17 protein-coding genes and 1 pseudogene are annotated in these 18,920 nt (G+C 67.5%); 10 read left to right on the top strand and 8 right to left on the bottom strand.

What is annotated here, in order from left to right; genetic code table 11:
* Positions 1-40: 40 nt before the first annotated feature.
* Positions 41-642 (top strand): annotated as a pseudogene (locus tag NBG84_RS25065) (ABC transporter ATP-binding protein); the annotation flags it as partial.
* A 135-nt stretch (positions 643-777) separates the two neighbouring features.
* Positions 778-1,203: an FtsX-like permease family protein gene (locus NBG84_RS41190; protein ID WP_308312111.1), complete on the top strand. Its 426-nt coding sequence runs from the start codon at positions 778-780 to the stop codon at positions 1,201-1,203.
* Between the two features lie 153 nt (positions 1,204-1,356).
* On the opposite strand, the gene NBG84_RS25060 is transcribed toward NBG84_RS41190, so the two are convergent.
* Both NBG84_RS25060 and NBG84_RS25055 read right to left on the bottom strand, forming a co-directional pair.
* Entirely contained in the window at positions 1,357-2,328 is a 972-nt protein-coding gene (locus NBG84_RS25060) for an SCO1860 family LAETG-anchored protein (RefSeq protein WP_250921853.1), read from the bottom strand.
* 338 nt (positions 2,329-2,666) lie between these two features.
* Positions 2,667-3,758, bottom strand: a complete 1,092-nt coding sequence (locus NBG84_RS25055) for an amidohydrolase family protein (protein ID WP_250921852.1) — start codon at positions 3,756-3,758, stop codon at positions 2,667-2,669.
* Positions 3,759-3,905: 147 nt separating this feature from the next.
* Between NBG84_RS25055 and NBG84_RS25050 the strand changes: the two genes are divergently transcribed.
* The 5 genes from NBG84_RS25050 (at position 3,906) to thpD (ending at position 9,010) form a co-directional block, all read left to right on the top strand.
* Positions 3,906-5,006, top strand: coding sequence for a pyridoxal-phosphate-dependent aminotransferase family protein (locus tag NBG84_RS25050; protein WP_250921851.1), 1,101 nt, complete (start codon positions 3,906-3,908; stop codon positions 5,004-5,006).
* Positions 5,007-5,653: 647 nt separating this feature from the next.
* A complete protein-coding gene (gene ectA, locus NBG84_RS25045) occupies positions 5,654-6,253 on the top strand; it encodes a diaminobutyrate acetyltransferase (RefSeq protein WP_250921850.1) in 600 nt (199 codons plus the stop codon).
* A 144-nt stretch (positions 6,254-6,397) separates the two neighbouring features.
* On the top strand, positions 6,398-7,666 hold the full coding sequence (gene ectB / locus NBG84_RS25040; protein WP_250921849.1) for a diaminobutyrate--2-oxoglutarate transaminase: 1,269 nt from the start codon (positions 6,398-6,400) through the stop codon (positions 7,664-7,666).
* A gap of 45 nt (positions 7,667-7,711) precedes the next feature.
* On the top strand, positions 7,712-8,110 hold the full coding sequence (locus NBG84_RS25035) for an ectoine synthase (protein ID WP_250921848.1): 399 nt from the start codon (positions 7,712-7,714) through the stop codon (positions 8,108-8,110).
* A gap of 3 nt (positions 8,111-8,113) precedes the next feature.
* Positions 8,114-9,010 (top strand): ectoine hydroxylase, encoded by an 897-nt coding sequence (gene thpD / locus NBG84_RS25030; RefSeq protein WP_250921847.1) that lies wholly within the window; start codon positions 8,114-8,116, stop codon positions 9,008-9,010.
* 75 nt (positions 9,011-9,085) lie between these two features.
* On the opposite strand, the gene NBG84_RS25025 is transcribed toward thpD, so the two are convergent.
* Entirely contained in the window at positions 9,086-10,162 is a 1,077-nt protein-coding gene (locus NBG84_RS25025; RefSeq protein ID WP_250921846.1) for an alkene reductase, read from the bottom strand.
* A gap of 156 nt (positions 10,163-10,318) precedes the next feature.
* On the opposite strand from NBG84_RS25025, the gene NBG84_RS25020 reads away from it, so the two are divergent.
* The gene (locus NBG84_RS25020) at positions 10,319-10,822 is read left to right on the top strand and encodes a MarR family winged helix-turn-helix transcriptional regulator (protein WP_250921845.1); all 504 of its coding nucleotides are present in this window, start codon (positions 10,319-10,321) and stop codon (positions 10,820-10,822) included.
* 376 nt (positions 10,823-11,198) lie between these two features.
* Here NBG84_RS25020 and NBG84_RS25015 read toward each other — a convergent pair whose 3' ends face one another.
* From NBG84_RS25015 to NBG84_RS25005, 3 genes are all read right to left on the bottom strand, one after another.
* On the bottom strand, positions 11,199-12,251 hold the full coding sequence (locus NBG84_RS25015; protein ID WP_250921844.1) for an aminotransferase class V-fold PLP-dependent enzyme: 1,053 nt from the start codon (positions 12,249-12,251) through the stop codon (positions 11,199-11,201).
* A 75-nt stretch (positions 12,252-12,326) separates the two neighbouring features.
* Complete coding sequence (locus NBG84_RS25010) at positions 12,327-13,046, bottom strand: DsbA family oxidoreductase (RefSeq protein WP_250921843.1); 720 nt, start codon at positions 13,044-13,046, stop codon at positions 12,327-12,329.
* Between the two features lie 270 nt (positions 13,047-13,316).
* Positions 13,317-13,931: a DUF1349 domain-containing protein gene (locus NBG84_RS25005; protein WP_250921842.1), complete on the bottom strand. Its 615-nt coding sequence runs from the start codon at positions 13,929-13,931 to the stop codon at positions 13,317-13,319.
* 322 nt (positions 13,932-14,253) lie between these two features.
* On the opposite strand from NBG84_RS25005, the gene NBG84_RS25000 reads away from it, so the two are divergent.
* Positions 14,254-15,702 carry a peptidoglycan D,D-transpeptidase FtsI family protein gene (locus tag NBG84_RS25000; RefSeq protein WP_250921841.1) on the top strand — a complete coding sequence of 483 codons (1,449 nt, stop codon included), beginning with the start codon at positions 14,254-14,256 and terminating at the stop codon, positions 15,700-15,702.
* A gap of 2 nt (positions 15,703-15,704) precedes the next feature.
* On the opposite strand, the gene NBG84_RS24995 is transcribed toward NBG84_RS25000, so the two are convergent.
* Positions 15,705-16,358 (bottom strand): GntR family transcriptional regulator, encoded by a 654-nt coding sequence (locus NBG84_RS24995; protein ID WP_250921840.1) that lies wholly within the window; start codon positions 16,356-16,358, stop codon positions 15,705-15,707.
* A gap of 348 nt (positions 16,359-16,706) precedes the next feature.
* Here NBG84_RS24995 and NBG84_RS24990 point away from each other — a divergent pair, with 348 nt between their 5' ends.
* Positions 16,707-17,924, top strand: a complete 1,218-nt coding sequence (locus tag NBG84_RS24990; protein WP_250921839.1) for a TerD family protein — start codon at positions 16,707-16,709, stop codon at positions 17,922-17,924.
* Between the two features lie 68 nt (positions 17,925-17,992).
* Here the strand turns inward: NBG84_RS24990 and NBG84_RS24985 are convergent, their stop codons facing one another.
* The gene (locus NBG84_RS24985) at positions 17,993-18,223 is read right to left on the bottom strand and encodes a hypothetical protein (protein WP_250921838.1); all 231 of its coding nucleotides are present in this window, start codon (positions 18,221-18,223) and stop codon (positions 17,993-17,995) included.
* Positions 18,224-18,920 lie beyond the last annotated feature (697 nt).

Raw genomic sequence — 18,920 nt, 5'->3', positions numbered from 1 at the left:
CAGAGGCCCGATCTGGTGCCCGTAGCGAAGGAGCCCGTTGATGACCACGCCGGTGATCGAACTGCGCGAGGTGAGCCGCCGTCACGACGACGGCCCGCCCGCCCTGCACGAGGCATCGCTGACGTGCGACCTGGCGAGGCCGTCGCTATCCTCGGCCCCTTGGCAGCGGTAGGTCCACGCTGCTCCATCTGGTCGCTGGCCTGGACCGGCCCGATGCGGGGTCCGTCACCGTGGACGGCGTGCGGGTGGACCGGTTGGGCGAGGCCGGAGCGGCCCGCTACCGGCGGTCGAAGGTCGGCATGGTCTTCCAGTTCTTCCACCTCCTCGACGACCTGACCGTCACCGACAACGTCGTCCCGCCCGCACGGTTCGCGGGCATGGCCCGTGGCGAGGCGGACCGCCGGCGCACGGCTTCTGGAGACCCTCGGGCCCGACCGGCACGCCCGCGCCTACCCGGGGCGGTTGTCCGGCGGCGAACGGCAGCGCGTCGCGGTGGCACGGGCGCTGATGAGCCGGCCGCCGCTGCTCCTGGCCGACGAGCCGACCGGGGCCCTGGACACGGCCGCCGGACAGGACGTCAGCAAGCTGTTCACCGAACTCAACGCCGAGGGCCGGACCATCGTCGTGGTCACCCACGACCTGACGGAGACGAGCCATCACATCGCCGTCACGTCGGACGCCGATGTCACCCGCTATGTCGACGCGCTGAAAGGGAGCCTGGCGCCGCTGGGAGCCACCGCCCAGGCCGGCGGGCCCGGCAACGGCAACGGCAACGGCATGGTCGTCACGCTCAACTCGCCGTCCGTGATCCTCACGCTGATGCTCGTCGCCGTCGCCGCGCTCGGCGTGCTCAACGGCGTACTGCTCGACACCCGCGAACGCGTCCGGGAGATCGGTGTCCACAAGGCGCTCGGTATGCCCCCTCGGCAGACCGTCGCGATGGTCCTCGCCTCGGTCGTCGTGACCGGACCGGCCGCCGGCGCTCTGGGCGTGCCGCTCGGCGTAGCACTGCGCGGCTCGGTCCTCCCCGCGATGGGCGACCGTGTGGGGCTCCGCCTCCCCGGTTCCGTCATCGCCGTCCACCAAGGGGCCGAACCGCTCCCGCTCGCACTCGGCGGCCTGCTCATCGCCGCCTTGGGCGCGCTCCTGCCCGCCGCTTGGGCGGCCAAGGCCCGCACGGCCACGGCGCTGCGCACCGAGTAGCAGCCGTACCGGAGGAGCCCGGTGCGCGACGCCGATGTGCGGGACGGTCCACCCCGTGCTGGTACGCGGAAGGTCAGGACCCGGCGCCCGCCGGCGCCGGGTCCTGACCAACTCCGCTACGGCCAGGGGCCGTAGCCGGAAGTGCCCTACCCGTCAGCCGCGGGTCCTGGCGCGCTTGCGGGCCACCAACAGCGCGCCGCCGCCCAGCCCGAGGAGCGCCGCCGAACCGGCCGCGAGGTACATCGTGGTGGGGCTACCACCCGTCTCGGCGAGGTTCTCGGCGGGCTCAGCGCCGGTCAGGGCCTTGACTCCCCCGGTGGAAGCGGCCGTTGGTTCCTGCTTCGCCGGCTGCTCCTGCTGCTTCTGGGGCTCCTCGGTGGCCTGGGTCTGCTCCTGCTTGTGCGGGGCCTTGGGCGACTCGCAGGTGGCCTCGACGAGGGTGACGGAACCGTTCACCTCGGCGACATTCAGATTGAGGGGGTTCACCGCGACCTGGAGCGCCAGCGCGGTGGCCGCGGCGGTTCGGGATGTGGTGTGGGTCCGGGAGAGGTCGAGGGTCACCTCGCCGACGCCGGGGACGGTGACCTTCGTCTGACCGCCGGTGGTGAGCGTGACCTTCTTGCCGAGCACACGGACATGGCCGAGCAGATTCGATTCAGCGGTGGGTCGCTCGCCGGCCTTGCAGACCGCCCTGGAGGTGACCTGCTCCACCTCGATCAGGGACAGCAGCGGTAGGCCCGGCAGATTCACTTTGGCCCGGACGAGATTGGCGTACCCCTCGGTCCGCTTCTTTTCGGTGGTGGCCTTCGCCGTGGCCACATCCGCACGCAGCACGGAGAAGGGCTTGCCGCGGTCCACTCCGTCCAACTCCACCGTGAGCGCGGTCTGCTCCGCGCTGGCGGGTGCCTTGACCTCGTTGAGCGAGGCGTTGAGCGGCACCTGAACGGTCTTGTTGAGCAGGGACACTTCGAGGCCGGTGCGCAGCACAACCGCGCTCGCCCTTCCCTCACCGCCGCCGGTGGCCTGTGCGGGGGCCGCGAACGCCACCGGGGCCGCGACCAATGCGGCAGTGGCGGTGGCGGCGGCGCAGCGGCGTGCGGACATACGGAAGGCATTGCTGTTCAAGGTGGTGGAACCCCCACAGGAGACATGACATCGCCCTTGGCCCGCAGGGACATGCGGGCCATGGCGACTGGGACACCGGAATCTTTACGCACTGAGAGTGAACCGACAGATACCTGGCGTTAGTTCACCCCAAAGGGGGGTTTCCGCGTTTATATTCGATTTGTGAGGTACGAGTGTTCGCCTGTGGGGCGATCGTCAAGGGCGTGTGGTGGTGCGCCGGTTCACCGATGAGGGCACACGGAGAAGTGCTCAACGACGGGCGACGCGCCCGAGTCACGCTCGGTCAACACGCCACCGCCGCGCGGTCCGGCGACGGCGCCGGTGAAGACCGCCCGTGCTCAACCGATCACCCGCCCGTTGAGGATCACCCCGCGCGGGGCGGCCAGCACCCTGGTGTCCGCCCGCGGGTCCTCGTCGTACACCACCAGATCCGCGGGTGCCCCCTCCTCCAGCGCCGGACGGCCGAGCCAAGCCCGCGCCCCCCACGTGGTGGCCGACAGCGCCTCCAGCGGAGGAATGCCCGCCTTCACCAACTCACCGACCTCGGCCGCGACCAACCCATGGGGCAGCGAACCCCCCGCGTCCGTGCCGACGAAGATCGGCACTCCCGCGTCATAGGCCGACCGGACGGTGTCATAGCGGCGCTCGTACAACCGGCGCATATGGGCTGACCAGATGGGGAACTTGGCCTCGCCGCCATCGGCCATCGCGGGAAAGGTGGCGATGTTCACCAGCGTGGGCACGATGGCGACACCGCGCTCCGCGAAGAGCGGAATGGTGTCCTCGGTGAGGCCGGTCGCATGCTCGACGCAGTCGATGCCCGCTTCCACAAGATCGCGGAGGGAGTCCTCGGCGAAACAGTGCGCGGTGACCCGCGCACCCAGTCGATGCGCTTCGGCGATGGCCGCTTCCACCGCGTCGCGCGGCCAACAAGCGGTCAGGTCCCCGGCGTCCCGATCGATCCAGTCCCCGACCAGCTTGACCCAACCATCACCCCGTCGAGCCTCCCGGGCGACATAGGCGACCAGATCGACGGGCTCGATCTCATGAGCGTAGTTGCGGATGTATCGACGGGTACGGGCGATATGGCGGCCGGCTCGGATGATCTTCGGTAGGTCTTCCCGATCGTCGATCCAGCGGGTGTCGGAGGGAGAACCGGCGTCCCGGATCAACAGGGTGCCCGCGTCCCGGTCATCGAGCGCCTGCTTCTCACTCGTCGCGTCGTCCACCGGGCCGTGTCGGTCGAGCCCCACATGGCAGTGCGCGTCCACCAGTCCGGGAAGCACCCATCCCGATACGGTCTGTACATCTTTGGCTGCGAGCGGCCGGTGATAGGTGATTCGCCCATCGACGACCCACAGTTCGTCCCGTACGTCTTCCGGGCCGACGAGCACCCGCCCCTTCAGCCGCAACACCATGTGATCGCTCATGCCAGCACTGTACGAGGATCGTACGACGCGGTGGGTACTCTCCTCCGAGAGACCTAAAGCCGCTGATCAAGTGTGTTACCCAGGCGGCTCGACAGAAGACGAAACCCATAGCGCGACTTGCAGCGCGGACCCGAAGAAGGCACCACCGTGACACATCCGCTCCTGGACCTGCCCCCGCTGACCGCCACACACTTCGCGGGCATCGAACGGCGGGTCGCCGCTCTGCTCAACACCGAGCAGGATGTGGTGATCACTCAGGGTGAGGCACTGCTGCCGCTGGAGGGGTGCATCCGCAGTGGCGCACGGCCCGGCTCGACCGCACTCAATGTGGTGACGGGCCCCTATGGGCAGACCTTCGGCAACTGGCTGCGTGACTGTGGCGCCGAGGTCGTCGATCTGGAGGTGCCCTTCCACACCGCGGTCACAGCGGAGCAGGTGGAGCGGGCATTGGCCGCACGGCCGGAGATCGACTTCGTTTCGCTGGTACACGCGGAAGCCGCGACGGGCAACACCAACCCGGTCGCGGAGATCGGCGAGGTCGTACGGCGACACGGCGCGCTCTTCATGCTGGACGCGGTGGCGTCGGTCGCCGCCGAGCCGCTGTTGCCGGATGTCTGGGGAGTCGATCTCTGCGTGATCGGTGCGCAGAAGGCGATGGGGGGACCGGCCGGAGTGTCCGCGGTGTCGGTCAGCGAACGGGCCTGGGAGCGTTTCGCGGCCAATCCGGCCGCACCTCGGCGCTCCTACCTCTCCCTGCTGGACTGGAAGGAACGCTGGATCGACAGCGGTCGCCGAGCGCTGCTGCACGCGCCGGCTCAACTGGAGATGCTGGCCCTGGAGGCCTGTGTAGAGCGCATCGAGTCGGAGGGCCTGGATGCCGTGATGGCGCGGCACGCCAGTGCGGCGGCCGCGACGCGCGCGGGCGCGTTGGCACTGGGCGGCGGCTTGGAGCCGTATGTGTACGAGGCGCGGGACGCGGCGCCGGTGGCTACCACCCTGCGCGCACCGGCGGGTGTGGACGCGTCCGATCTGGTGGCGCAGGCCCTGGCAGCCGATCCTTCGCTACCGCTGATCGCGGGCGGTGGCGCGCTGTCGAAGGAGATGGTCCGGGTCAACCACTACGGCCTGGACGCCACCCGCGGTGCGGTGCGTTCCTCGCTCACCGCGCTGGGCTCGGCACTGGCGGACAGGGGTGCGGCGGTGGATTTGGAAGCCGCGGGACGCGCGGTCAGCGAGGTGTGGGCGTAGGCAACACCGAAGCGGGCCCCCGGGACGGCGAAAGGCGTCGCTCCGGGGGCCTTGCCGTATCCCCACCCCGCGAGCCGGGCGCCGCTGCTCGCCCCAGGGGCCTGCGGTGCCGACCGGACCCATCGGGCACCCTGGGGTCGTGCCGTGCGTGAGGTGCGGGCGTAGGCAACGCCGAAGCGCCTGGCGGGGCAGCCGAGCGGGAACCGAGAAGACAGCGACGAGAACCCATCCGGGAGGAGGGAGCACCGAGGAAAACGCCCCTCCATAAATCCGCGAACCCCTCCGAAGACTCACCCACGACCTTATAAGGGAACCGTGTAGGCACTGCCCACAGAGCGCACTCCTAACGCCTCCGCGAAATGATTTCCTCATTCGCTGAACGCGTTTATAGCTGACGGTTTTCCATCATCTCCTGCCCCCGTATCCCGACCCTAAACATAAGAGTTTCATCAATAGGATCGGCGGTGATTTCAAGATGTGACCGACCCCACATGATCTATGATTAATCCCTTTTGTGCCTAACAAAACCACCCAAACCACTACGCATATTGAGAACGTCTCCCGCCCGCGCGATAACACACGAGGCCCCACCACCCAACCCCTCCCAACAATGCAATTTCAGAATTTGCTCGGTAAATTACTTGGGCATGACCGCCGCACAGGAAGACCTTGTACGAGCCACCCCATCGAGCGAATTCATCACCGTCGAACCTCCGCGAGTGGAGGACGGAGCCGCGCTCTGGCGAATCGCCCGCGACTCCGAGGTTCTGGACCTCAACTCCTCGTACAGCTATCTGCTGTGGTGCCGTGACTTCTCCGCCACCTCGCTCGTGGCCCGTAACACCAGCGGTGCGCCGGTTGCCTTTGTCACCGGATACGCACGGCCCGATCGCCCCACGGCTCTGGTGGTCTGGCAGATCGCCGTGGACCGCGCGTACCGCGGTCAGGGTCTCGCCGGGGTACTGCTCGACGCGTTGACCGCGAAGGTCATCGGTGACCGGGGGATCAAGGAGATCGAGACCACCGTCACCCCCGACAACACCGCGTCGGACCGTCTCTTCACCTCCTACGCGAAGCGCCATGGCGCCGCGCTGGAGCGCGAGACCCTCTTCGAGAACGCCCACTTCCCCCAAGAGCCTCAGCCGCACCAGGAATCCCCAGGGCTGATGGACTCAGCGGCGCCGGGGAAGCCCCTGGAGGCGCATCAGCCGGAGATTCTCTACCGGATCGGCCCGCTCAGCGCCTGACCAGCCCGCGCCCCACCTTCTTCGCACCCCGAGTCCCCGCATTCGCGCGTCCACCCCACCCGGCCGTCAAGGTCGCTCCCCATCCGGACGCCTGGACCGACCTGCCATGTGCGCACTCGCCAACAGGACCCCCTGGAGACCACTGTGACCATCACCCCGCCCGCCCTGAGCGTCTTCGAGACCCTTGAATCAGAGGTGCGCAGCTACTGCCGCGGCTGGCCCACCGTGTTCGACCGGGCCCAGGGCAGCCATCTGCACGACGAGGACGGCCGCGCCTATCTCGACTTCTTCGCCGGCGCCGGCTCGCTCAACTACGGGCACAACAACCCGGTACTGAAGCGCGCCCTGATCGACTACATCGAGCGCGATGGCATCACCCACGGTCTGGACATGGCCACCGCGGCGAAACGGGCGTTCCTGGAGTCGTTCCAGAACATCATCCTGCGGCCTCGTGACCTCCCGTACAAGGTGATGTTCCCCGGCCCGACCGGCACCAACGCCGTGGAAGCGGCGCTCAAGCTGGCCCGCAAGGTGAAAGGCCGCGAGTCGGTCGTCTCCTTCACCAACGCCTTCCACGGGATGTCACTGGGTTCACTCGCCGTCACCGGCAACGCCTTCAAGCGGGCCGGCGCCGGAATCCCCCTGGTGCACGGCACACCGATGCCGTTCGACAACTACTTCGACGGCCAGGTCCAGGACTTCCTCTGGTTCGAACGCCTCCTGGACGACCAGGGCTCCGGACTGAACAAGCCGGCCGCGGTGATCGTCGAGACCGTACAGGGTGAGGGCGGCATCAATGTCGCCCGCGCCGAGTGGCTCCGGGCGCTCCAGGAACTGTGTGTACGCCAGGACATGTTGCTGATCGTCGACGACATCCAGATGGGCTGCGGCAGGACCGGTGGCTTCTTCTCCTTTGAGGAAGCGGGCATCACCCCCGACATCGTCACCCTGTCGAAGTCCATCAGCGGCTACGGCCTGCCCATGTCGCTCTGCCTCTTCAAGCCCGAACTGGACATCTGGGAGCCGGGCGAGCACAACGGCACCTTCCGCGGCAACAACCCCGCCTTCGTCACGGCCGCCGCGGCGCTCGACGCCTACTGGGCGGACGGCCAGATGGAGAAGCAGACCCTCGCCCGTGGGGAGCAGGTGGAGCAGGCACTGCTGGCCATCGTGGCCGAGACCGCCGAGCCCGGAGTCTCCTTCCGCGGCCGCGGTCTGGTGTGGGGGTTGGAGTTCACCGACAAGTCACGCGCTTCGGCGATCTGTGCCCGCGCCTTCGAACTGGGGCTGCTCCTGGAGACATCGGGTCCCGAGAGCGAGGTGGTCAAACTGCTGCCGTCGCTGACCATCACACCCGACGAGTTGGACCAGGGCCTGCGCATCCTCGCCCGCAGCGTCCGAGAAACCGCCTGACCTCCCCGTATCCCGGAAGGCCCAGCAGAAAGGAAGCAGAGCACCGTGATTGTCCGCTCGTTCAAGGACATCGAGAACACCGAGCGCCATGTGAGGGCGACGTCCGGCACCTGGGAGAGCAAACGCATCGTGCTCGCCAAGGAGAAGGTGGGCTTCTCACTCCACGAGACCGTCCTGTACGCAGGCACGGAGACATCGATGTGGTACGCCAACCACATCGAGGCGGTGCTCTGTGTGGAGGGCGAGGCCGAACTCACCAACGACGAGACCGGCGAGACCCATTGGATCGAGCCCGGGACGATGTATCTCCTGGACGGTCACGAACGCCACACCCTGCGCCCCAAAACCGACTTCCGTTGTGTCTGCGTCTTCAACCCACCCGTCACCGGGCGGGAGGACCACGACGAGAACGGTGTCTATCCGCTGCTCACCGAGGAGGGCTGAATCATGACGACCGCACCCGTACGCACCGATCTCTACCCGACCCGAGGCGTGGGGGAGGTGGTGACCCCGCGCCAGGACCCGGTGGTCTGGTCGGCGCCCGGAGCACCGGGGCCCGTCGTGCCTTCCGCGCTACAGGGGTACGAGCGCGATGGCTTCCTCACCGTCGAGGACATGATCTCGGACGACGAGGTCGCCCTCTACCGCACGGAGATGGACCGGCTGATCGCCGACCCCACCATCCGTGCCGATGAACGCTCCATCATCGAGCCCACCTCGCAGGATGTGCGCTCGATCTTCGAGGTGCACAAGATCAGCGAGGTGTTCGCCGCCCTGGTGCGCGATGAACGTGTGGTGGGGCGGGCTCGGCAGATCCTGGGCTCGGACGTCTACGTCCACCAGTCCCGCATCAATGTGAAACCCGGCTTCGGCGCTTCGGGCTTCTACTGGCACTCCGACTTCGAAACCTGGCACGCCGAGGACGGTCTGCCCCGCATGCGGACCGTCTCGGTCTCCATCGCGCTGACCGAGAACCGGGACACCAACGGCGGTCTCATGATCATGCCCGGGTCGCACAAGACGTTCCTGGGGTGTGCGGGCGAGACGCCGAAGGACAACTACAAGAAGTCACTCCAGATGCAGGACGCCGGCACTCCCTCGCACGCGGCGCTGACGCGCTACGCGCAGGAGCACGGCATCCGGCTGTTCACCGGCCGCGCGGGATCGGCAACCTGGTTCGACTGCAACTGCATGCATGGCTCGGGTGACAACATCACGCCGTTTGCCCGCAGCAACGTCTTCATCGTCTTCAACAGTGTGGAGAACGCGGCGGTACAGCCGTTCGCGGCGCCGGTGCCGCGACCGGAGTTCATCGGGGCACGGGACTTCACACCGATCCGATGACGCTACGGCTCCGCTGAGAGCCAACCGCGGGGCCGGTCCGGGTGTCGTCCGGACCGGCCCCGCGTCGCCCCCCGGTCAGACGGTGCTCAGCACCGGGTAGTCGATGAACCCCTTGTCGTCTCCGCCGAAGAAGGAGGCCGGGTCGGGGGCGTTGTACGGCCCCTCGGTCCGCAGCCGGTCCGGAAGGTCCGGGTTGGCGAGGAAGAGCGAACCGAAGGAAAGGATGTCGGCGATCCCGTCCTCGATCAGGGAGAGCGCCGCATGGTCGGTGGGGCCCTCGGTCGACGGGTTCAAAACGATGGTGCCGCTGTACTGCTTCCGCAGTTCCAGCGTGAGCTCCCGAACCCTCCCGTTGTTCTCCGCGATGTGCACATAGGCGAGTCCGAGCTGGTCGAGCTCCCGGATCAGCGCGGGGTAGACCTCATGAGCATCGGCCTCGGCGATGTCATTGTGTTCGTTCCTGGGTGAGAGTCGGATCGCCGTACGGTCGGCTCCGATGGCAGCCACCACGGAGTTGGTCACCTCGGTGGCGAAGCGAATGCGGTTCTCGACGGAGCCGCCCCACTCGTCGGTGCGCTGATTGGTGTTGGAGGCGAGGAACTGCTGGATCAGGTAGCCGTTGGCCCCGTGCAGCTCCACACCGTCAAACCCGGCCTCGATGGCGTTGCGAGCACTGTGGGTGAACTCCCCCACCACCGAAAGGATCTCATCGCCGCTCAGGGCCCGGGGCGGCAGGAAGTCCTTGGGACCCTCATGGGTGTAGAGCTGGCCGGCGGCGGCCACGGCGGACGGACCAACACTGGAACGGCCATCGTCGAACAGCGAGGGATGACCGATCCGCCCCGCGTGCATCAGCTGGGCAAAGATCTTTCCACCCTTGGCATGCACGGCATCGGTGACCTTGCTCCACGCGGCCACCTGGTCATCACTGTGCAGCCCCGGGGTGTCGGGGTATCCCCGGCCGGTCTCCGAGGGCTGAATTCCCTCGGAGATGATCAGGCCAGCCGTGGCGCGCTGCGCGTAGTACTCGACCACCGAGTCGGTCGGCGAGAGACCAGTACCGAAGGCGCGACTGCGAGTCATGGGGGCCATGGCGATACGGTTCGCCAGCTGCTTGCCCGAGAGGTCGATCGGGTCGAAAGCGGTGGTCATCAGGGCTCCAGAAAATATTATGTGGTCGGCCAAGTAATCGATCCGGGAGTCACTGTAACGCATTTACTTGGTCGACCAAGGTAAAGTTTTCGTTGGAGGTGTGGGCGGGCGTTCGGAGACACTGTGCGTACGACAGCCCACCAGCGAGGAGTCCCGATGAAATCCGAGGCAGTCGCAGACCCCGTCTGTCATGAGCCGCTGTCGGCTTGCTCACTCGGCGGACCCGTGAGCCGTTCCCTCTCACGAACCGCCCGACTCCACCGCATGGCGGCGGCCAAGGCCCTCAAGGTGCTGGGCCTCTACCCCGGGCAGGAATCCTTGATGATCCACCTGTGGAAGAGCGGCCCCCAGCGCCAGTCAGACTTGATCAAAACCCTGGAACTGGACCCCTCCACGGTGACCAAGATGCTTCAACGCCTGGAACAGACGGGACACGTCCGACGCTCCGCCGACCCAGCCGACCGCCGCGCGGTGCTGGTGGAAGCCACAACGGAGAGTTGTGAGCTGAACGCGGCAGCGGAGGCGGCACTGGCGGAGTTGGAAGGGCGCACCCTGGCGGGGCTGGACGAGGGGGAGCGGGTGGAGCTGGTACGCCTCCTGGGAAAGGTAGAGGAGAACCTCTGCACCCAGACCACCGACTGCGCGGCCCAGGGGGGGTAGCCCTTGGCGGGGGGCGGGTCTTGGCTGGGGTTGCCGTGTGTCGGGGGCTTGGGTGCAGGGGCTGAGTGTCCCTGCTCCTTGCCGTGCTCACCGGGGGTGGGGGGGGTTCCGTCCTCAAGTGAGGACATCAAAGGCGGAGGCACTCGGCCCAGGGTGCCCAGAGCCTCTGGGCAAAGAGCCGCCCCCGACTGGTGAGCTCCCCGCCAAGGGGCAACCCCAGCCCGTCCGGCGATTGAGGACGGAACCCCCCACCCCAAGTGAGGACACCCAGTACGGGAGCGTCGAGCCCAGGACCCCGTACCCCGGGCACAAGCCCCCACCCACAAAAGGCACCCCGCCAAGGGGACCCCCGGGGAAACCAGGCCCGGCCAGGGCCTCACCTCAGGCGTCGGAGCAGCGACAACACGCTTTCCACGTCCCCCACCGAGTTGTACAGATGAAACGCCACCCGAAGGTTCCCCGCCCGTTCCGCGACCAGCACCCCCGCGCGGGCCAGCTCCGGCTCCAGGTGTCCCAGCCCCGGGATCGCCACGATCGCGGAGTCACCGGGGATGGAGGGGTGGCCGAGTGTGGTGAGGCCTTCGCGGAAGCGGTGCGCCAGGTCTGTGGCGTGCTTGTGGATGGCGGGCACCCCGATCTCCTCGATCAGTTCCAATGATCGCTGAGCCGCGTGGTACGCGAGGTATGCCGGGGGCTCGTCGTAGCGGCGGGCCGATGGGGCCAGGTGCTTCACCGGGCCGTATGGCGCGTCCGAGAGATCCGCGGCCGCGAAGCCCCCCGCGTGGATGGGGGCCACCTCGTTCTGGGCTTCCTCGGTGAGAGTGAGGAAGGAAACCCCGCGGGGGCAGAGGAGGAACTTGAATCCACCGGTCACGGTGTAGTCCCAGTCACCGGCTCGCAGTGGTAGCCACCCCGCCGACTGGCTGGCATCGACGAGGGTACGGGCCCCGTGTCGGGCCGCCGCCTCCCGTACCGCGGACAGATCGGCGATCCGGCCGTCCGCAGACTGGACCGCGGAGAAGGCCACCAGGGCGGTCTCGGGCCCCACCGCGTCCGCCAGTCCGTCCAGCGGGACGAAACGCGGCTTGAGGTCCCCGCGTACCACGAACGGAGTGACGACCGAAACGAACTCCCCTTCCGGGATGAGGACCTCGGCCCCGGTCGGCAGCGAGTTGGCGATCAACCCGGTGTGGACGGAGACCGAACCCCCCAGGGCGACGCGTTCCTCGTCGACCTGGGCAATCTGCGCGAAGGAGTGTCGGACCGCTGCGAGCGGCTCGTAGTCGCCGGCGCCGCCCGGCCGCCCGGCGACCAGTTGTCGCATCAGCTCCGTCGCCGCCGCAACGGACCGGGCGGGCAGCAGTCCGCAGGTGGAGGTGTTCAGATACGTTGATTCTGGTGCAAACTCCGCACCGCCAAGGCTCTCCATGGAATCACCATGTGCCGCCCCCGCCCACCGGTCAATCGGGCGTCTCCGTCAGCTGGCCCGCTTCCGGACATGCGCTCAACGCTGTGGAACCTCGCAAGCCCCGTCAGGCCCACAGACGGCTGCGTCGACAGCAGGCGCCTTCACCGCCGCATCAGCCTCTCGCCCCTGCCATGCCTGCTCCAGCGCCTGAGTGAAGAGTTCGACGGGCTGGCCGCCCGAGACCCCGTAGCGACGGTCGAAGACGAAGAAGGGCACCCCGCTGGCGCCGAGGTCGGATGCCTCCTGCTCATCGGCCCGTACCTCCGATGCGTACCGCGCCCCATCGGCGAGGACCGCTCGTACCTCGCTCTCGTCGAGTCCGGCCTCGACGGCGATGGCGACCTGCACCTCGGGGTCGTACACGGATCGCTGCTCGGCGAAGTTGGCCCGATAGGCGAGGTTCAACAGTTCGTCCTGGCGACCGCGCTCCTTGGCCAGGTGCAGCAGCCGATGGATGTCGAAGGTACTGCCGTGGTCACGGCCCTCGGTTCGGTAGTTCAGACCTTCGGAGCGGGCGTTGGAGGCGACATGCTCCTCCATCGACTGCGCCTGTTCCCGGGTGCGGCCGTACTTGCTGGCCAACATGTCCACGACGGAAGCGGTGTCGCCCTTGGCCCGATGGGGGTCGAGTTCAAAGGAACGGTGGATCACCTCTACCTGCCCGCGGTGGGCGAATCCGGCGAGTCCCTTCTCGAAGCGCGCCTTACCTATGTAGCACCACGGGCAGGCGATATCGCTCCAAATCTCGACGATCATACCGATTTCCTCCAGGTTCGTATGGATGTGGCCATGCGCTCACTATGTGCGAACACGCTGTGGTTAGGGCGGATTCCTGCACAGGAGGGCATGGAGGGTGTTCCACTCCCGGCCACCGTCGGATGGGGCGGTCGGAGGGCGCTCGGGGTGCCGGACTGGCCGGCGGCCAGTCGTCGCCGGCTGGGGTGGGCATGGGTGGATGCCCAGGGCGACTACTCCCCGGTGGACCAGCGCGGGTGATCGCAGCAGTTTACGGACCCATGGAGACGATCATGAACCGTCGCGCAGCCCATTCGGCCACCCTTCCCTGAAGTCGATTCGATCAAAGGTGACCACACACCCCTCCCCCACCGGCGACTGCGCCAGAAAGCCGACCAGCGCGGCCCCCGCCGACTCTTCGGTGCCGAGAGCGAAGATCCGTACGAAGGTCCATCGCACACCGTCCGTGGACGCGTGGAAGGCGAACGCCTTCCCGGTGCGGCTGATGCGCAGCCACACACTGTCGCCCTCGACCTCGTAGGAGTTGGCGTCATCGGAGTGGCCGCGGGTGACGACCGTGCAGATGGTGGGCTTGTCGGGGGAGCGCTCCAAACACAGCTTGGCCCACTCACGGTCACCGACGTGAAGGTAGAGCGCGCCGGCGTCAAAGGGGGCGCAGAAGCCGACAGTGACCCGGGCGATGAGTTGGAAGTCCCCCGCGGGGGCGCCCAGTAGCCGTGGCGCGTCGGATGCGGGGTCCAGCGAGGTGCCCGCTGGTGACACAAAGCGGTCGGCCCGGGCTCCGGCCCAGCCGGTGAGCACGTCGTTCTCGTATGACCAGTTGCCCCGCGGACCGTACGCACGCAACGGGAAAGGGAGTACGGGCAGTTCACAGGGGTCGACCATCGGGGCAGTTTGCCGCCAGTCACGGGCCCAAGTCCAGCGTCCGTACGTTGCTCCGTTCCTTGGCAGAACCGGGCTGGGCGGAGTGGAGACAGACACCAGCAGCACCCGCCACCGAATCGGCGTACGCACCCTGCTGGTCGGCACGTCCTCCGACGGCTCGGAACCAGGGGCAAACCGTGATCGCCGACCCTGGAGTGCCGCCCATGGCACCGGGCCGAACCATCCACAGCGGCAAAGTGCTTCCGTGCGCCGGGCATGAAGAAATCCTGAGAAACGGGGCACAGGGGAACCCTGACCAGGGCCTCCTTCGTCTTTCAGTGGGATGAATAGGACAATCAGGCACGCCGCCGTCTTCAGTCTGCTACTGGTGCTGGCCCTCCTGGTGCACGCGACCTGGCTCCAGACCTACGAGGCGAAGGCGCTCACGGACAATGACAGAAATCGACGCAAGATCATTGACCAGTACGCCCAGCCACTGGGTGACATCGTCGTGGCCGGGGCACCGATCACCGGCTCCCAGCGGACGACGGGCAGCGATCTCGCGTATCAGCGCACCTACGCCGAGGGCCCGCTGTATGCGGCGGTGACCGGATACAGCTCGCAGGCGTACGGCTCGACCCAGCTGGAGGGCATCTACAGCGAGGTGCTGGACGGCACGGACACCCGGTTGAAGAACCCCGTGGACGCACTGACCGGTAAGCAACTGGACCCGGGCGATGTGCTCACCACCATCAATCCCGCTGTTCAGACGGCGGGATACAAGGCATTGGGCGATATCAAGGGGGCGGCCGTCGCCATCGAACCCAAGACGGGGAAGATCCTCGGGATGGTCAGCACTCCGTCCTACGATCCCTCGACGATCGCGGGGATCTCGGACTCGAAAGAGTGGCAGAAGCTCCTGGCCGACAAGGACAAGCCGCTGGTCAACCGTGCGCTGCGCCAGCCGCTGGCACCCGGTTCGACATTCAAGCTGGTCGTCGCGGCCGCTGCCCTGGAGGAAGGCCTCTACGGCTCCGTGGACGAGCGGACCAAGAGCCCCCTCCCCTACACCCTCCCGGGCACCACCCGTGTCCTGGTCAACGACATCCCCTCCGCTCCCTGTGAGAACGCCTCTCTCCGCACTGCCCTGCGCTACTCCTGCAACAACGTCTTCGGCAAGGTGGCCGCCGATCTGGGGCAGGACAAGGTGAAGGCGATGGCGGAGAAGTTCGGCTTCAACGACAAGACGCTCGATGTGCCGGTACGGGCGTACGCCAGCGTCTATCCGACCGGTCTGGACAAGGCTCAGACCGCGCTGACGGGGATCGGGCAGTTCGATGTGACCGCGACCCCGCTGCAGATGGCCATGGTGTCGGCCGCGATCGCCAACGACGGGGTGATGGCCGCCCCCCACATGGTCTCCGAGGTGGTGGACGCCGATGGGAACACCCTCGAATCCCCAGGGAACGGTGGCTCCCAAAGGGTCGTCTCCGCCAAGACCGCGGAGCAGTTGCGCAGCGCCATGGTGACGGTCGTCGAGGACGGCACGGGCTCCAACGCACAGGTCACGGGCGCCGAGGTGGGCGGGAAGACGGGCACCGCCCAGCGCGGCGAGAACAACAGCAAGACGCCCTACGCCTGGTTCACCTCCTACGGCAAGGACGACAACAGCGACAAGGAGGTGGCCGTCGCGGTGCTCATCGAGGACGCGGGTGGCCCACGCTCCGAGGTCAGCGGCAACGGCCTGGCCGCGCCCGTCGCACAGAAGATGATGGCGGCAGCGCTGAAGTGACGTCAGTGAGAGGTTCCGTCACCGGGGAAGGCCCGGTGAACGAATCCGGCAAGGTGTTGACGCAGCGCATCGGCCGCGCCCTGCGCATCGCCGCTGAGAGCCAACCGCAGGATTTCGCGGTGCTCGGCGTCCTCCCGCTCCCCCGAAGGGTCGGCCGCCCAGACGACGGCGGAGACCAGAGCGGCCTGATCCCGTAGATCATCGAGCATTCGGGCGAGCAGCGGATTGCCGCAGGGCAGGCAGAGGGCACGATGGAAGTCACCGCCCGCCAGCGAGTGCTCGGCCGGGTCAGTGGCTGCCGCGGCCCTGACCAGCGCGTCTCGGGCAGCTCCCAGATCCGCTTCCAGGTCGGCTGAGCGTTCAACGGCCCGACGCAGGGCCTCGGGTTCCAGCAGCAGGCGTACGTCATAGACCTCGCGGGCCATGGCGGCGTCCACGGTCCGCACCGTGACGCCCTTGTACTGGCTCATCACCAGGAGTCCGCTGCCAGCCAGGGTTTTCAACGCCTCACGCACGGGGGTCTTGGAGACTCCGAAATGAGCGGCCAACTCGGTTTCCACCAGCGGCTGTCCGGGCCGGAGCCGACCGATGAGAACGGCGTGCCTGATCTCTTCGAGGACGTACTGGGTACGGGAGGGAACGGGGGCGACGGTCATGGGGTGCCCTCCGTGTTGATCTTCTCCATGGCATATGGCTGGATGACGCTAGGCCGGGTCCAGCGGCTCCGTCAAGGAGCAGTGAGTCCCGGCAGCGAACGGCACGGCCACGGTCATCTGACAGCACTCCGGGTGAGGACCGCGGCGCGAGTGGACCGGGCAATCGGCCATCCACGGCGATGCGATGGCGTGAGACCCTTCGGACAACCAGCTGCGGGCCCCTCCAGAACAGTTGGCCATGTCTCGTGCGGGGCTCCCCTGCCCCGAGGTTGTCGACCGTCTCCACCTGCCGGTTATCGACCAAAACGGTAAGGGAACGGCAAAGGTATCTCGCTCGTTACCCCAGACATGACAGCTATGACCCCCGGCTCGAACATCCCCCTTTCCGCCGCTCGTATCGCGGTGGACGTCGCCGCCCCGGTGCGGCTCGACGTATCGGGCCTGCTGCTCACCGCCGATGGCAAGGTGCGCTCCGACGACGATTTCATCTTCTACAACCAGCCGACGGGCTCCGGGGTGACCTACCGCTCCGGCGCAGGCACCGCTCCGGACGCGATCGTGGTGGACACCACCGCGGTCCCCCCGGGCATCGAAAAGATCGTCGTCACGGCAAGCCCCGATGCCGCTGGGCAGACCTTCCAGGGCATCGAGCCCACCGCCACCATCCGTAACGCCGACGACGGCAGCGCCCTCGCCACCTTCACCCCGCCGCAGCTCGGCAACGAGACAGCGCTCGTGGTCGTGGAGATCTATCTGCGCAATGGAGCCTGGAAGGCCCGTGCGGTCGGTCAGGGCTACGCGAACGGACTGGCGGGCATCGCCACGGACTTTGGCGTCTCGGTTGAGGATGAGCCCGCGGCCGCCCCGGCACCCGCTTCGGCTCCGGTCTCGCCACCGCCCCCGGCCGCACCGCCCGTCGCACCGGCCGTCCAGGACCCCCGAGTGGCTGCCGCGCCTCCGGCGCCCCCCGCACCCGCCCCCGGCTCAGGAAAGATCAATCTGGACAAGGGGCGCGTCAATCTCCAGAAGAACCAGACGGTGTCCCTGGTCAAGGGCGGTCGTCCGCTGCTCTCGCAGCTCAAGATGGGTCTGGGCTGGGAGCCCGCCTACCGCAGCAAGGACATCGACCTCGACGCGTCCGTGATCGCGTACGGCCCGAACCGCAACCACCTGGACAGCTGCTACTTCGGCAAGCTGACCATTCTCAATGGCGCGATCAGGCACTCGGGCGACAACCTGACGGGCGAGGGGGCCGGCGACGATGAGGTGATCACCGTTGATCTCGGGCGCCTCCCCGCGGAGGCCACCGGACTGATGTTCACGGTGAACTCGTTCTCGGGACAGAAATTCACCGAGGTGGCCAAGGCCTACTGCCGCCTGATGGACGCAGCGACAGGCGAAGAGCTGGTCCGCTTCGACCTGACCAGCGCCGAGCCTCAGACCGGAGTGATGATGGCGAAGCTGATCAAGCAGTTCTCCGGTGAGTGGGAGATGACTGCTGTAGGCGACTTCGTGAAGTCACGCACTGTACGGGGCATGGTGAAGCCCGCCGCGCAGGCACTGTGAACCGGGCCGCCGGGCCCGCCGCGGATCACACGGCGGGTTCCGGTGGCGCGTTTCGGTGGCAGCGGCCCTCAGAGTTTCGCAAGCTTGGTGTAAGGACTGGGGATTCTCCCCTTGCGACCGGCGAAGTCGACATGGACAGCGGCATTGCCGCTCTCCACCGCGATGACGCGGCCCAGACCGTATTGATCGTGCGAGACCCGATCCCCCACCGCATACTCCTCGATGGGAGGACCCGCCTGGGCCGCACGGTTGAAGGGACTCGTCGGCAGGTGGCGCCGGGATTCGGCTGACTTGTTCATTGCTTTGAGTATGACTCCTCACACGGCCTCAGAACATGTCCAATACCGAACCGTGGTCAGATTGCAATGCCGCATCGCCGCCACCAACCCCTCTCAGCGCCCGCCTACGCGCGTGGATCGCCCCCTTTGCGCTCCAGACGCCCCCCAGGGGCGCGACGGCCCCAGTAGGGGCGTGAGACGCCATACCGAGGGGGTGATGCTGGGGGATCTGGTTCTCGTTACCCCCTTAGAGGGGGCGTCCCCTTGGCGGGGGGCCTGTGCGGGGGGGGCCTGCGTTCCGGGCTCGGGCGCCGTCTGTGATGGGTGTCCTCACCTGGGGTGGGGGGCCGTCCTCAATCGCCGGACGGGCTGGGTTGCCCCTTGGCGGGGTGCCTTTTGTGGGTGGGGGTTTGTGCCCGGGGTACGGGGTCCTGGGCTCGACGCTCCCGTACTGGGTGTCCTCACCCGGGGTGGGGGGTTCCGTCCTCAATCGCCGGACGGGCTGGGGTGCCCCTTTGCAGGGGCGGGTCTCGGTAGGGGTGACCCTGTGCCGGGACCTTGGGTGCACCGGCTGAGTGCCCCCACTCCCTGCCGTCCTCACCGGGGGTGAAGGGTTCCGTCCTCAAACGCCGGACGGGCTGGGGTTGCCTGAGGTTCCCCCGTTGTGTGGGGGTGGTTGGTTAGCTGGTCAGGGTGGGTTGGTGTGGTGTGGGTTTCG

The sequence above is a fragment of the Streptomyces albipurpureus genome, from assembly GCF_023701525.1.
Taxonomy (GTDB): domain Bacteria; phylum Actinomycetota; class Actinomycetes; order Streptomycetales; family Streptomycetaceae; genus Streptomyces; species Streptomyces albipurpureus.
Note: the sequence above shows the minus strand (reverse complement) of the source record. Positions and strands in the feature narration are given on the sequence as shown.